The 14167-nt window shown below is 61.0% G+C and carries 12 protein-coding genes, 1 pseudogene and 1 riboswitch; of the genes and pseudogenes, 7 read left to right on the forward strand and 6 right to left on the reverse strand.

Annotated features, from left to right (window positions below):
- Positions 1 to 88 precede the first annotated feature (88 nt).
- From NKH93_RS25795 to pdxR, 3 genes are all read right to left on the reverse strand, one after another.
- Positions 89 to 796, reverse strand: a complete 708-nt coding sequence (locus NKH93_RS25795) for a B3/B4 domain-containing protein (RefSeq protein ID WP_352818152.1) — start codon at positions 794 to 796, stop codon at positions 89 to 91.
- Positions 797 to 1009: 213 nt separating this feature from the next.
- Positions 1010 to 1162: a hypothetical protein gene (locus NKH93_RS25800; protein ID WP_352650871.1), complete on the reverse strand. Its 153-nt coding sequence runs from the start codon at positions 1160 to 1162 to the stop codon at positions 1010 to 1012.
- 87 nt (positions 1163 to 1249) lie between these two features.
- Positions 1250 to 2746, reverse strand: a complete 1497-nt coding sequence (pdxR, locus tag NKH93_RS25805) for a MocR-like pyridoxine biosynthesis transcription factor PdxR (RefSeq protein WP_502896497.1) — start codon at positions 2744 to 2746, stop codon at positions 1250 to 1252.
- An 83-nt stretch (positions 2747 to 2829) separates the two neighbouring features.
- Between pdxR and NKH93_RS25810 the strand changes: the two genes are divergently transcribed.
- Genes NKH93_RS25810 through NKH93_RS25820 form a run of 3 tightly spaced genes read left to right on the forward strand, consistent with a single transcriptional unit; the run spans position 2830 to position 5270 of the window.
- Positions 2830 to 4062, forward strand: coding sequence for a trans-sulfuration enzyme family protein (locus NKH93_RS25810; RefSeq protein ID WP_352493362.1), 1233 nt, complete (start codon positions 2830 to 2832; stop codon positions 4060 to 4062).
- A 52-nt stretch (positions 4063 to 4114) separates the two neighbouring features.
- Positions 4115 to 5017: a dihydrodipicolinate synthase family protein gene (locus tag NKH93_RS25815; protein WP_352973206.1), complete on the forward strand. Its 903-nt coding sequence runs from the start codon at positions 4115 to 4117 to the stop codon at positions 5015 to 5017.
- Between the two features lie 34 nt (positions 5018 to 5051).
- On the forward strand, positions 5052 to 5270 hold the full coding sequence (locus NKH93_RS25820; RefSeq protein ID WP_352493360.1) for an FMN-binding negative transcriptional regulator: 219 nt from the start codon (positions 5052 to 5054) through the stop codon (positions 5268 to 5270).
- Positions 5271 to 5368: 98 nt separating this feature from the next.
- On the opposite strand, the gene metE is transcribed toward NKH93_RS25820, so the two are convergent.
- Complete coding sequence (gene metE / locus NKH93_RS25825; RefSeq protein ID WP_352493359.1) at positions 5369 to 7714, reverse strand: 5-methyltetrahydropteroyltriglutamate--homocysteine S-methyltransferase; 2346 nt, start codon at positions 7712 to 7714, stop codon at positions 5369 to 5371.
- Between the two features lie 95 nt (positions 7715 to 7809).
- Positions 7810 to 8010, reverse strand: a riboswitch (cobalamin riboswitch).
- 550 nt (positions 8011 to 8560) lie between these two features.
- Between metE and NKH93_RS25830 the strand changes: the two genes are divergently transcribed.
- The 4 genes from NKH93_RS25830 to tnpC all read left to right on the forward strand — a co-directional run bounded on the left by NKH93_RS25830 (position 8561) and on the right by tnpC (position 11252).
- The gene (locus NKH93_RS25830) at positions 8561 to 8782 is read left to right on the forward strand and encodes a hypothetical protein (RefSeq protein ID WP_352973214.1); all 222 of its coding nucleotides are present in this window, start codon (positions 8561 to 8563) and stop codon (positions 8780 to 8782) included.
- Between the two features lie 80 nt (positions 8783 to 8862).
- Positions 8863 to 9297 (forward strand): IS66-like element accessory protein TnpA, encoded by a 435-nt coding sequence (gene tnpA, locus NKH93_RS25835; protein WP_352750853.1) that lies wholly within the window; start codon positions 8863 to 8865, stop codon positions 9295 to 9297.
- The gene (gene tnpB / locus NKH93_RS25840) at positions 9294 to 9650 is read left to right on the forward strand and encodes an IS66 family insertion sequence element accessory protein TnpB (RefSeq protein WP_023709031.1); all 357 of its coding nucleotides are present in this window, start codon (positions 9294 to 9296) and stop codon (positions 9648 to 9650) included. Before tnpA ends, tnpB begins: the two co-directional genes overlap by 4 nt.
- Before the next feature lie 69 nt (positions 9651 to 9719).
- Positions 9720 to 11252 (forward strand): IS66 family transposase, encoded by a 1533-nt coding sequence (gene tnpC, locus NKH93_RS25845; protein ID WP_352973225.1) that lies wholly within the window; start codon positions 9720 to 9722, stop codon positions 11250 to 11252.
- A 373-nt stretch (positions 11253 to 11625) separates the two neighbouring features.
- Here tnpC and NKH93_RS25850 read toward each other — a convergent pair whose 3' ends face one another.
- Both NKH93_RS25850 and NKH93_RS25855 read right to left on the reverse strand, forming a co-directional pair.
- On the reverse strand, positions 11626 to 12459 hold the full coding sequence (locus NKH93_RS25850; protein WP_352973229.1) for a helix-turn-helix transcriptional regulator: 834 nt from the start codon (positions 12457 to 12459) through the stop codon (positions 11626 to 11628).
- A gap of 211 nt (positions 12460 to 12670) precedes the next feature.
- Positions 12671 to 13989, reverse strand: a pseudogene (locus NKH93_RS25855) (MFS transporter); the annotation flags it as partial.
- Between the last annotated feature and the right edge of the window lie 178 nt (positions 13990 to 14167).

Raw genomic sequence — 14167 nt, forward strand, 5'->3', positions numbered from 1 at the left:
TCAACTGTGTAGGCCAGCGGAGCGAGCAAGGAGCGCCAGATCCGGACAGGGCTGAGTGGGGTGTTCCTCCGAAAGATGGGGCCATGCCCTAAGGAACACGAGATGTAGTGGACTCGTCGATTCGCGCTGTTTCGATTCGCGCACCCGGGCACAACGCTTGGATAAGTCCCATCAGATGCTCTCCGGTGGCCGTCATCTGTTTAGCTGACATTGGGCCGAGGGCTTCCAGCACGAGCCACATGGCGCGGGTATCGACCGTGACCATGGTGCGCCGCCCCTGCCGCCAGTTCCAGCGGCGGCACGTGACACCGGCATCATCGCACCAGATGACTTCGCCCGGTTCAGGATGCTCGGTTACCATTTCACCTTGCTGGATCGTGTCGAATGGCTCCGCTCCCTTCGCAATTAAAAGTCTCGGGACCCCCTGGTAGAGATCGAGATCCTCCCCGCCAATCGGAACGCCGTACAGCACGCTGACGGCATTGTAGGCATCAACCAGTGGGGATATCCGCGGGAGAGAGCCATCTTTCCGCACCCGCTTGAGAAGCGCGGCGGCCGAGCACGGCGTTCGATTGGCCTTTGTGCCGAAAGCCTCGTAGGCAACGGCCCACGCCGCAAGATGCGCGTCCCTTTGGGCGTCATCGCGAAGCGCCGCCTGTTCCGCCGCCGCAATCGTGTCGTTCAACGCCTGTGCATCCGGCACGTCGATTTCAGCGTTCCGCACCACAATGCTGATCAGATGAAAATCCGGGTAGCGGGCCTTGATCTCGGGGTCAATCAATGGCGTGAAAGACATGGGATGCTCTTTTCTCACGGGAGGCTTTGCGCTGCGGGTCGTTCGGGAAATGTTTGAAGAAAGGTGCTTGTCGAGCGTCCAGATCTTCTGGCATCGGCATGGTGCATGCCGCACCATGCGCTGGATAATTCCATCATTCGGCCGTGGACAAGGCTGGTAGAGATCGTCGATTATCTCTTGCGGGTGCTCGAGCCCGCCTCGGCCGGCAACAAGCTACGCCTCCGCCAGATCCTCCATTTCATAAAAGGCAGCGGGCGCGATATGGATGTGAAGCAGCTTTCCTTGCCGGTTATGCATCGCTCTCGGAAATTCGTCTCGCACGAAAATCTGCCGCCAAACTGGCCTGATCAACAGCGCCAGTTGCATGGCGTTTTCCCAGTCCAGTTGGCTTTGCACGAAATGCGGTTCAGCCCAAGGGTCGGTTTCCTCGCCAGCACGCCACGTCCCGCCGTTTTAGCCACCGTGTCCCGGCAACGCGTCTTGCACCTGCTTGACAACCGCTCGCAGGATCTCAACGCCCTTCTCGATCTGCCGAATGCTCAAGGCGGCATAGCCCATGACAAGCCCCACGCGATCGATGTGGCCTTCGTCCGATTGCCGCTCGTAAAGGGGCGAGATCAGGTGCAGCCCCAGGCCCGCGCCTCGGGCGGCTTCGACCAGGGTCGTTTCCCGCGATCGCGGCAGTTCGTCGAACCAAACGACGACGTGCAGACCGGCCTCTGCTCCCTGGACAGCGATGCGATCGCCGAAGCTGCGCCGCAAGGCGCCCAACAACGTCTCCCGACGCTCGCCGTTCAGCCTGCGCACGCGCCGCACATGGCTTTCGTAGCCGCCACTCTCGATTAAAGAGGCCAGAGCCTCCTGTTCAGCTACCGGCGAATGCCGGTCCGCGAATTGTTTGGCGGTTGCGAAGACCTCCTGCAATTCCGGCGGGACGACGAGGTAGCCGATACGCAGCATCGGCGAGAGCGTTTTGGAGATCGTGCCGAGGTAGATGACAGCCCCGTGGTCCTCGAGACTATGCAGCGGAGGGACCGGATTGATGTCGTAGCGATATTCGCTGTCGTAGTCGTCCTCGATCACGTAGGCATTGTTGTGCCGCGCCCATTCCAGAAGCTGGTGGCGGCGCGTGATCGGCATGACGCCGCCCAACGGAAACTGATGCGATGGCGTGACATAGGCCAGTCGTGCACCAATCCCCGCCAGCAACTCCGTCTTCATCCCGTCCTCGTCGACGGTGACGGGGACGGGCGAGGCGCCTGTGCTGGCAAAGACCTGACGCGCCATCCTGTAGCACGGGTCCTCGATGACGAAGCGGTCGGCGGGATCGAGAAGCAGGCGAGCGCACAGATCTAGGCCCTGCTGCGAACCGTTGACGATGATGATCTGCTCGAGGTCGCAGCTCAGGGTTCGGGCGCGCCAGAGATAGCCCTGGAGCGCCTGGCGCAGCCGGCGCGAGCCGCGAGGATCGTCATAGGCAAGACGCAACGGGCGCTGCCCCATCGCCTTGCTCATCGCACGTTTCCAGACCAATGCGGGGAAGTCTGACGGCGCCAGGTCGCCATAGCGGAAATCGACCTTCAGCCCAGTCGGCAGATAATCCGGCCAGGGCGGCGTGACGCGCAGTCGGCCCCCATAGGCGGACAGAAGAACCGAGCCGACCCGTTTCGCAGGCGTGCGGCTTGTCTCAGGACCGATCAACGAAGATGCAACGCGGGGTCGTGCGCCTTGACGGACGTCGATGAAACCTTCCGCGGCCAGTTGCTCATAGGCGACCGTCACCGTCGTTCGCGAAACCCCAAGGTCATTTGCGAGGCCTCGGGAGGAAGGCAGCTGACTGCCGGTTTCGTAGACACTTCCGAGGATCTGCTCGCGAAGAGCCTCGTAGATCTGGCGTGCACCCATCGCGTGCGAGCGACCTGCAGAACCGGCACTTGAAGACTGGACCATTTCATTCATCGCCAACTGGATATTTCACATTGGCCAGTTTGCCGTCAATCTTTCGGAAACCCAAGAAAGATCTTAGAGGCCGAATGACCCGTTCCTATCAATCGGAAACCGATGCTCTCACGCGGTCGCTCAACGACACCGGTCCCGGATTCGCCACTCGGGCGATCCATCATGGCTACGATCCGGCCGGCTTTTCCAATGCCGTTCAGCCGCCAGTCTTCTTGACCTCGACCTATGGATTCGAAAGCGTGGCAGCGAACGAGGCCGCCGCCGCGCTTGGCGGAAGGCTCTATGCGCGCGAATACAATCCGACGACGGAGATCCTCGAGCAACGGCTCGCCAATCTGGAAGGAGCCGAGGCAGGTTTGGTCGTTGCCTCGGGGATGGCGGCTTTCGGCACACTGATCTTGTCGGTCCTGTCCCAAGGCGATGAACTCATCGTCCACAAGACACTTTATGCGAACACGCTTGCCATGGTCGAACAGGCGGTCCCCCGCTTCGGCATCAAGGTCGTCGCGGTCGACCTGTCCGATCCTCACAATCTCGATGCCGCGATCACCGAGCGGACCCGGCTTGTTTTCTTCGAGACGCCGGTGAATCCGCTGAGCCGCATCCTTGATCTCGCTGCCATTGCCGAGCGCGCCCACGCGCGCGGTGTAAAGGTTGCAGTCGACAGCACCTTCGCCTCGCCCGCTCTCCAGCGGCCGCTCGAACATGGGGCCGACCTCGTGCTCCACTCCCTGACCAAATACATCAATGGGCATGGCGATGCCCTTGGCGGGGCGATTCTCGGCGACGCGCAAACGCTCCGCACGCTGCACGAGACGGGCCTGCGCTACATCACCGGCGCAGCGCTCTCGCCCATGTCAGCCTTCCTGATCCTGCGCGGTCTGAAGACGCTCACGCTACGCATGGAACGCCACAGCGCCACAGCCCTTGCGGTGGCTCAGGCACTTGAGGCGCACCCGGCGGTGGCATGGGTGAGTTATCCCTTCCTCGACTCGCACCCTGATCAGGTGACGGCGCGAAAGCAGATGTCCCAAGGGTCGGGCATGTTGGCCTTTGGCCTCCACGCCGGATTCGAGGGCGCGCGGCGGATGATGGACCGGCTCAACCTGATCACCCGGGCTGTCAGCCTCGGCGATGCCGACAGTCTCATCTATCATCCGGCAAGCCTGACCCGTGCTCGTCAGCCGATCCGCAAGGATGCGCATCTGGCCGATGGAGTCGGCGAGGACCTCATGCGTCTCTCGGTGGGTCTTGAAGACGCCGATGACCTAATCGCCGACCTGCGGCGGGCTCTGGACGCCTTGTGATGACTTGTCGTCCGGCCAGTCCTGCGCTCACGCACAAACCTGGAGCCTTGCCATGGCATTCCTGACCGGCCTTTCCGCGTTTCCCATCACGCCGACCGATCGTGACGGCCGTGTCGATACCGTTGCTCTGCGCAAGCTGATTGCCAGGCTTTGCGCCGCTCAGGTCGATTCCATCGGTCTTCTCGGCAGCACCGGCACATACATGTATCTGACGCGCGAGGAACGGCGACGGGCGCTCGCCGAGACCTTGGACGAAACCGGGGGACAAATGCCGGTCGTGGTGGGTGTGGGCGCGCTGCGCACCGACGAAGCAGTGAGGCTCGCGCAGGACGCTAAGGCCCTTGGGGCTGCCGCGGGGTTGCTTGCCGCCGCCTCTTACACCCCGCTCATTGAGGACGAGGTGTTCGAACATTTCTCCACGGTGGCGCGCGAAAGTGGCCTTCCGATCGTCATCTACGACAATCCAGGAACGACGCATTTCCGTTTCACCCCAGCACTCGTCAGCCGCCTGGCAAAGGTGCGGGGGATCGTCGCTATCAAGAATCCGACAGACAAGGGCGATGCGATCAAGAGCCATCTGGCCGACCAGAGGCGCACTGTGCCGGAAGGGTTCTCGATCGGCTACAGCGGCGACTGGAACGCCGCAGAGGCCATGATCGCCGGCGCCAACACATGGTACAGCGTCCTCGCCGGCATCCTGCCCGAGGTCTGCGTGAAGATCGTCACGGCGGCGCAACAGGGCGATGCGGCCGAAGCGCGACGGATCGATGCCACGCTTGCGCCGCTCTGGAGCCTCTTCAAGGAGTTCTCGAGCCTTCGCGTCGTCTATGCACTTGCCGAATTGCTCGACATTTGCCGTGCCGACCCCCCGCGTCCCATCCTGCCTCTGCCCTCAGCAGCGAAGCGCCAGATCGCCGCCGCGTTGGAACGCTTGCCATCGGATGCCAGCCGGTGAACAGCGAACCCGGCGGCCAGTGAAACGAACTGTCATGTATGTACCCGTTCATTTCGATGAACCGAGCCGAGAAGTCCTTTGCGAACTGATCGAGAAGAGCGCACTTGGCATGCTGATAACCCATGGCCGGAGCGGTCTCGACGCCAATCACATCCCCTTCGAACTCGACACGTCACAGGGAGAAAACGGTACCCTTTACTCCTGCGCGATTAGTACACGTGCCGAAGGAAAGTGCACTTTCTCGCTCGAGTGACTTATTTCAAAGGATGTGATCGCGTTTTGGCACATTCACGGCCCACATGCGGCAGCCGATAACTCACCACATGGTGAGCAACCAGGAAACCCTCCGGCCTACACTTTCTCCCGGAGCGCGCGTGCTGCAGCAACCATGTTCATGAGGGCAGGGTGGACCTCCTCCCATTTGCGTGTTTTGAGGCCACAGTCCGGGTTTACCCACAGTTGGGCATCCGACAGTCGCTCGCGGGCAAGCATGACGAGATCCGAAATCTCGCCGACTTCCGGGACGCGTGGTGAGTGAATGTCATAGACTCCGGGACCGATTTCGTTCGGATATTTGGAGCTCGTGAAAGCATCCAGCAGCTCCATTTTCGAGCGCGACGTCTCAATCGAAATGACATCCGCATCCATTTCAGCGATCGCGTCGATGATCTCGTTGAACTCCGAGTAGCACATGTGGGTATGGATTTGTGTCGAGTCCTTTACACCCGTTGAAGCGATCCGGAAGCATTCGACAGCCCAGTCGAGATAGTCTTTCCAGTCAGACTGGCGCAGTGGCAATCCTTCGCGAAACGCGGCCTCATCGATCTGGATCATCCTTGCGCCGGACCATTCGAGATCCGTCACCTCGTCGCGGATGGCGAGCGCGATCTGGCGGCATGCTTCGGAGCGGGGTACGTCGTCGCGAACAAAAGACCAGTTGAGAATGGTCACCGGGCCTGTGAGCATTCCCTTCACAGGGTTTTCCGTAAGCGACTGGGCGAATTGCCACCAGCGCAGCGTCATCGGCTTGGGCCTCGATACGTCGCCGAAGATGATGGGGGGGCGCACGTAACGCGACCCATAGCTCTGCACCCAGGCATGCTGGGTGAAGGCGAAGCCGGACAGCTGCTCGCCGAAATGCTGTACCATGTCGTTTCGTTCGAACTCACCGTGCACCAGCACGTCCAGCCCGATCTCTTCCTGCCAGCGAATTGCAGCCTCGATCTCCTTCTTCAGGAAGGTCTCGTAGTCGACATAGCTCAGCTGGCCCTTCGCATGAGCGGCCCGCGCCCTGCGTACCTGCGGCGTCTGCGGGAAGGACCCGATGGTCGTCGTCGGGAACGGCGGCAGCCCGAGCGTGCCGGCCTGGACTCTGGAGCGCTCGGCAAAAGCGCTCTCTCGTCGCTTCATGCTGTCGTCAATGCTGGCGATCCGCCCCTCAACCAGCGGGTCATGGATCTTCGTGGATGTCACGCGAGTGGCGGCAGCCTCGGCAGACGCTTTCAACGCGCCTGCCACCGCATCCCTGCCTTGGGACAGGGCCCGGGCAAGCAACACCAACTCGTCGGTCTTCTGGGCCGCGAAGGCGAGCCACGACCTGATGTCCGCGTCGAGTTCCGTCTCCATGCGGAGGTCGATCGGCACATGCAGCATCGAGCAAGAAGGCGCGATCTCGACGCGGTCCAAGGGCCAGCCGGCGACGATCGGTTTGATGCGGTCGAGAATGGCGGGCAGGTTCGCACGCCAGACGTTGCGGCCATCGATCAAGCCAAGCGAGAGCACCAGATCCTTCGGTGCGAGCCGACCCACCGTTTCCAGCTGCTCGGGAGCGCGCACGAGATCAATATGCAGCCCGGCCAGGGGCAGAGAAACCGCGGTTTCGAGATTGTCTCCCAGCGGCCCGAAATAGGTAGCCAGCATGATCTTCAGCTCGGGCGCGGCTTTCGACAGCTGGCCATAGGCGAATTCGAACGCAGCTCGTTCGTTCGGGTTCAGATCGAGGACAAGCGCTGGCTCATCGATCTGCACCCAGTCGGCTCCAGACAGCTTCAGCCTCTGCAGGAGTTGCTCGTAGACGGGCAGCAGCCGCGGCAGGAGCGCGATGGGATCGAATCCTTCGGCAGGCGATTTCGCCAGCTTGAGGAAGGTGATCGGTCCAAGGATGACTGGGCGTGTGTGAACGCCGAGAGCTTTAGCCTCGATGAAGTAATCGACCGGTTTCGTCGACGAGAGGGCGAACGTCTGATCATCGTTGAGTTCCGGCACAATGTAGTGATAGTTGGTGTCAAACCACTTGGTCATTTCCATCGCGGTTACATCAGACCGATGAGCCGCCTGCTGGTGACCAGCGTGTCGACAATCCTCCGTCTGACCCTGGTTGCCCCGCGCCATTGCGAAGTAGATGTCAAGTGGAACCTCGCCGCTATTCCAGCCGTAACGGGATGGAACGGCGCCGACCATGGCTGCGGTGTCGAGCACATGGTCGTAGAGCGAGAAGTCGTTCGACGGGATTTTCGACACGCCGCGATCGTGCTGCTCCTCCCAGCTAGCGGCACGGAGCGCCTTCGCGGTCGTGAGAAGGTCGGCAGCGGACGATTTTCCGGACCAGTAGCTTTCAAGCGCGAATTTCAGTTCTCGCCGACGACCGAAGCGGGGCACGCCGAGCGTTGCTACAGGAATTTGCTGAGAGACAGTCATGCCAGACCCCGATGGTTGGGGCGTCGGTGACAAGGAAGGCGCTAGCAGGCCGGCACGAACGCCAGGCTGCAGCGGCCACCGAGACACCCCGCCCGTGGACGTAATTCGCCGTGGCAGGTCTCCTGGCTCGCGGGGTCATAGCCTCTACCCGTCTTCCCAAGGCTATTCGCCTCAGTGACATGAGTGGGGTTGGCTCGCCGCTAACAGTTGCGGGGGCAGCGCCGGCATCGCACCGGCTTCCCTCTTAGCTCCGCTGCGGCAGCGCCGTACGGAGAACCACGACGCGGGAGACAATTACAGCAGTTCGCTTCTTTGTCAACGCCGCATAAAGAAATGTTTATGTCGTTATGTTAAATTTCCGTTGGCATGTTGCCAAAGGTCGCCTTGAAAGCGAAACTATGGAAGCCTTGAGCGGCCGGTAAATCAAAGCAATAACGCACAGCGGTCCAGGAGGATAGGAGTTCGTCGGCTGCTGGCAGCAAACATACCGGCAAGCGCCGTGGTGCTGCTTAGCGCATCATGCGAACCACCTCGGCGTCGAACTTCGGCTCCGAGGTTCCGACCGCTTCGTTGGTGATCTGCTCGCGACCATATTCGGCTCAATGGCGAGGCTGTTGCCCATGTGGAAGCTGTTGGCCGTGATGCCCTCGGTGATATGACACAACGATTTCGGGGGGAGCACACCGAGGCCAGGCGCAGCGGCGTGTTGCGAAGTGATCGAGGCCAATGTCTCGAACTGCTTGTTCGCAGCCCACCGGCTCAAGGTAACCCGGCTCAAACCACCGGGCCAGCTCAAGTCCTGTCCAAATGAGGCCTGGGCGGCAAATCGTCGTGCACGCGCACGGTTTGGCGTTCGATCTTGTGATGCGTCTTGGGCGGACAATCGCCACGGTGGAGCGCGCAGAAGCGGTCCCCAATTGGGAAGCCGAGGGCGGTGAGGACAAGCCAGCGCCACAGGCGGAAGGGGACTTGGACCTGTTTGCCCTGCTGGACCACAAGTTCGCGACACAGGGCCTCAAGGAGAAGACCAAGAGTGATTATGCGCGGGACCTCGCCAAATCATCGTAAGCGCTGTTGTGGGACCACCTTTCGGGAGTGGTCGCGATCTGTGAGGTTGCCGATCCTGTATTGGGATCGGAGATCGGCTTGTGTCTGGACTTGACCTTACGCTTGACCCGGAGCGGCAGCCTCGGCGTTTCGAGGTGATCAACGGTGCCGGCGGTCGGCGTCATTGGTCGGTGGATGACAAGGCGCGGATCATCGCGGAGACGCTGGAGCCGAACGCAGTCGTTTCCGAGGTCGCCCGCCGGTATGGCCTCAGGCCGCAGCAGGTCTTCGCCTGGCGCCGCGAAGCGCGCAAACAGGCCGCTTCGGTGCAGCAAAATTCTCCTGCCTTCGTGCCGGCGGTTGTGGCGGCGGCGGAGCCTGTAGCCAGCCGTTCACCGAAGCAGCAGAAACGGCAAGCCACTCGAGACGCCGGAGTGATCGAGCTTGAGATCGACGGCGTTGCGATGCGCGTCGGCCGGGGCGCCGATGCCAAGACGGTGGCCGCAGTGATCCGCGCGCTGAAGGCGACGTCGTGATCGGGCCGACGGGTGCGGTCAAGGTCATGGTGGCGACGAAGCCGGTCGACTTCCGCAAGGGTGCGGAGGGATTGGCTGCGCTGGTGCGAGAGACGATGGGAGCCGATCCGTTCAGCGGGGCCGTGTACGTCTTCCGGGCGAAGCGGACAGACCGGATCAAGCTGATCTTCTGGGACGGCACCGGCGTCTGCCTCTATGCCAAGCGTTTGGAGGATGGGGAGTTCCGCTGGCCGAAAGTACATGACGGCATGATGCGGCTGACGGCCGCGCAGCTCTCGGCGCTACTCGAAGGTCTCGACTGGCGGCGCGTCCATGAGGCGCGCCGGACCCGCGTTCCAGCCCAGGCCGGCTGACCCGCGACGAAGTGAATCAGCCTGGATTCCGCTGTCGCGGGCTGTCGGCGAATATGGTCTGATCCTGTCATGGCGATGACTGCTGACCAGCTTCCCGACGATCCGGACGCGCTGAAGGCGATGGTCCTGGCGCGCGACGTCGAGAACGCCCGGCTGATCCAGATCATCAAGGAATTGCAGCGCCACCGCTTCGGCCGTCGTGCTGAAACGCTCCCCGAGGATCAATTGCTGCTGGGGCTCGAAGAGGCCGAGCAGATCGAGGCCGCCGGCGAGGAAGCGAAGGAACAATCTGCTCTCGCCGAGCGCCAAGCAAAGGCCACGAAGCGCCGGGCGAACCGCGGTGCGTTGCCACCCCACCTGCCGCGCACGGAGATGGTCGTCGACATCGAGGACCATGCCTGCCCGTGCTGTCGCAATGGCCTGCACCGGATCGGCGAGGACGTGAGCGAGCGGCTCGACATCGTGCCGTCGCAGCTGCGCGTGATCGTGGTGCGGCGGCCCAAATATGCCTGCCGCGCCTGCGAGGACGTTGTCGTTCAGGCTGCCGCGCCGGCCCGGCTGATCGAGGGTGGTCTTCCGACCGAAGCGACGGTCGCCCAAGTCCTGGTCTCCAAATACGCCGATCACGTGCCGCTCTATCGTCAGGCGCAGATCTATGCCCGGCAAGGCATCAATCTCGATCGCTCCACGCTCGCCGACTGGGTCGGCCGCGCCGCCTGGCACCTGCGTCCGGTGCATGCGCGGCTGCTTGGCAAATTGAAGTCCTCGCCAAAACTCTTCGCCGACGAGACGACCGCGCCGGTGCTCGATCCCGGCCGAGGCAAGACCAAGACCGGGCAGCTCTGGGCCTATGCGCGTGACGATCGGCCATGGCAGGGAGCCGACCCGCCGGGCGTTGCCTATGTCTATGCACCCGACCGGAAGGCCGAGCGTCCGATCGCTCATCTCGCAGGCTTCACTGGAATCCTGCAGGTCGATGGCTATGGCGGCTATCGCGTGCTGGCCGACAAAAGCGGCGTCACGCTCGCCTTCTGCTGGGCACACGTGCGCCGACGCTTCTATGAACTGGCGGCAGCGGGTCCCGCGCCGATCGCCAGCGAGGCGCTGAGACGGATCGCCGAGCTCTACAGAATAGAGGACGATATCCGCGGCCGATCGGCCGATGAACGCCGTGCGATGCGTCAGGAAAATAGCCGCGCTATTGTCGCCGATCTCGAACCCTGGCTGCGCGAGAAGCTCGGCCTGATTAGCCAGAAGACAAAGCTCGCCGAGGCGATCCGCTACACGCTCTCGCGCTGGCAAGGCCTCTCGCGCTTCCTTGACGACGGCCGCATCGAGATCGACAGCAACACCGTCGAGCGCTCAATCCGTCCAATCGCGCTCAACCGCAAGAACGCGCTCTTCGCGGGCTCGGACGGCGGTGCCGAACACTGGGCAGTCATCGCATCGCTCATCGAAACCTGCAAACTCAACGGTGTCGAGCCGCTCGGCTATCTCGCCAACGTCCTCACCAGGATCGTCAACGGCCATCCGAACAGCCAGATCGACGACTTGCTGCCCTGGGCCTACATCCGGGCGCCTGAGCTCAAGGCCGTGGCCTGAGAACAGCGCTTACAAATCATCAAAAGCAGCGGGCAGTCAAAGTTCGGCGCCGATTGACATGGAGATAGCCATCGCGGCGGACCCCCAGGCGGACCGCAAGCCGGAATACAACCGGGTGCAGGCGGCCAAGCTCGTCCACAAGATGGCGTCGGGCACATACCGACGATGGGAGAGCGGACCGTGGAGTGCAGGAACTTCACGCATATCCACGCTCCCGTGGACGTGTCCTGCGGCACATCGGCAGCGATATTGAGGAGGCAGTTGAGCTTCTGGTCGAGCACTCTTACCTGCCACTACCTACGCTTAACGTCATCTCGTACTGAAAACGCACCACGCAAGGTCGAGATGTAACATGCGCCCTTCGTGGATGGTTCTAAGCTTCCTCGGGCGCGGTCAATCTGTGATAACGGTCGCTTGGAACCTCCATCACCGCGACGCGATCAAGGTTGGCGTATCGCGCTCGGTAGTAACCTTCTTCCTCCACTTCGGCGAAACTACACTGGGGAACGTCAAAGGTCGCAGCTTCCAATCCGAAGAAAGTCGTAGCGGTTTCTTCATCCAAGAAGTTCCACTCATCTTCTCCGTCGTCATATGTGACGCGAACATAGGAGGCCATGCGCACGGCTTCCTGATCACCCATCTCTGCGATGATGGCATCGCATTCTTTCTTCAGCTTTCCTGAAACCTCACCCTTATCCCAGTCATCCAAAGCCCGATAGATTTCTGGATGATAATACTCTGGCATCTCCTCTACATCTTCGCCGATAAGCTCAATGGTGCGGACATATTGCGGATTTATCAAGAGTATTTTGTTGTCAAGGCTCCAACAATACAGCCATGGCCTGCTTATGTTATTTCTACGAAGATTATGAAGTTCCTTCAACTGACGTAAAATCGATTCACGCGCCTTTTCATCGATAGGATATTGCCGGCTGCCAACAGTCGTCTTGATTCTGAGCGTGCCGTATCGCGTTTCGGCATCGGCAATTGCAAACGGGCTCGTGCGCCACTCCTCGACATCAATCTTCCAGCCCAGCAGCTCCTCGACCGTGCATTTCAACGTGAGACAAAGGTCCTTGATCTGCTCGACGTTCAACTGCGTTTTGCCTGTTTCCCAACGGGCCACAGTCTGTTGCGTCGTTGCCATCTGCTCTGCCAAATCTTTTTGAGTCATGCCCAGTCGAACCCTAAGCTCTTTCATGTTCATAACTCACCTCGCGTGTTCAACACACGCATTGTGGATGAATTGATCTAATCGTCAAGCGTGTTCAAAAATCGCAGCATGTGTTTTTAGGGCGTCATCGAGGCTCCGGCAGCCGTTCGTGACCACTTGCGCAAGACACAGGGCTGGTACACAGCACGAATGGACGATCAAAAATTACTGCTGAAATTCAGATAATTATTGTGGGCGAGTCTGGATCTCTCTGATCGACACGATAGTCGACCATCACCATGATCGGCCCGCTTCGTGGCCACAGGTCAAGTTGCAGCGTCGGTTCGCTGAACTTGTTGGTCGGATCCAGATTGAGGGTTTCAAAATCCGGCTGACGCAGAAGGATGCCCATCAGTCCCCCAATGACAAGAACCAGCTGGCGGACGAGCAAGGCTCCCGAAACACCTTGGACATCCGCCAGTTCGCCCCAAAGCCAGCTTCCCGCCGCCATGCCGCCGTATGTGGCCGTCTGATAGAGAGAGGGCGCGTCCAACCACCCACCGCGGCGCCGAAAGCTGCACTGTGACGTTAAACAGCGAGAATGATTGAATCCAGGCCGCACCGGCTGGCATGAGGTTGAGACAGCTCAGCCCAACGTGCTCGCTCCATGCCCGAAAGAAGCAGCTGATCGCCAATACAAAGAAAGCACCGCGAATGACCCATTCGTTGGAGAGAACTTCTCGGACCCGCCCGATGAGGAGCGCGCCGCAAATCGCTCCCAGGCCGAAGAAGCCGAGCATCACGCCGTAGGTGACTGCGGTCCCTTTGATCTGTTCGCGAGCGACCAACGGCAGGAGAGCCAAAATGACAACGGCGGTGAGGCCGAAAATGAAACTCCGGCACATCACCTTGAGAAGGTTCGGCGACAAGAGCACGTAACGGAAGCCCGCCGCCATCGCACTGCCGAAAGCCTCCCGCGGCAGCGCTTGTCGTGCCCGTTCGGCTTTCCATCGCAACAGCGCAGCGATCAGAGCGAAGTAGCAAAGGACGTTGAAGAGGAACGCGAAGGCCGCACCGGCTGTGGCCACGATTATGCCGCCAATCGCCGGCCCGATGCTGCGCATGAGATTGTAGCTCATGCCGTTGAGCGCAACCCCGCTTGGCAGGTGTTCGCGAGGCAGGATATCTCCCATGGAGGCTTGCCAAGAGGGATCGTGCAATGCCCAACCACAGCCGATTAGGAAGGTGAGACCCAGAAGGGTCCAGGGTGTCATTCCCCGCATAGGTCAGGAACGCCAGGAAGGCGGATACGCAGACCATCAGCAGTTGCGCAGTCAACATGATCCGGCGACGGTCAAACTTGTCCGCGAGCGCTCCCGCCGCGAGCGAGAAGATCATGTAGGGGAGGGTGGTCGATGACTGGACGAGCGCCACCATTCCATGGGAGGTGGCGATGCTCGTCATCAGCCAAGCTGCCGCCGCACCTTCCACTAGGGTGCCAAGGTTCGAAATGAGTGCAGCCGACCATAGCGAACGGAAGGTCTTGTGCTGAAAAGGAACCAGTGAAGATGTTCTCTTCGCCATTGTGGGAAGCTTCGGGATGGACCGCGGGGCTGGATTTGGTTCGCCTCACTCAACCATGGCCTCGCCATACAAGCCAAGCTGCCACAGTGGCGCGCCTGCTAACCCAGAAAACTTGGCGGCCTTAACTACCCCCTGAGGAGTGTCTCTCGACATTCCTCAGGGAACTCGACGCGAATGT

Source organism: Mesorhizobium sp. M0954 (assembly GCF_040319155.1).
GTDB lineage: Bacteria > Pseudomonadota > Alphaproteobacteria > Rhizobiales > Rhizobiaceae > Mesorhizobium.